We start from the raw sequence: 217 nt of genomic DNA, 5'->3' as shown, positions 1-217 counted from the left end.
GATTGAGGTGTCCTGACAAGATCGGACAGTCCCGGATCAAGCAGCCTGAGCAGTTCTCCAATACCTCTTGTTAAACTCCGCCGGGCTGACATTGCCAAGTCGTGAATGCCGACGCTGGCGGTTGTAAAAAATCTCTATGTATTCCTGAATCGCTGCCTTGGCCTCCGCTCTCGTCTTGAATCTATGGTGGTGAACCAGTTCATTTTTAAGAGACCCC

General features: G+C 50.7%; 1 protein-coding gene. It reads right to left on the bottom strand.

The annotated features are described in order from the left end of the window. Nucleotides 1-36: 36 nt before the first annotated feature. A partial coding sequence (locus tag ACW5W8_RS24165) for an IS3 family transposase (protein WP_498630949.1) occupies nt 37-217 on the bottom strand: 181 nt, incomplete at its 5' end.

It is taken from the genome of Aeromonas aquatilis, assembly GCF_054052405.1.
Note: the sequence above shows the minus strand (reverse complement) of the source record. Positions and strands in the feature narration are given on the sequence as shown.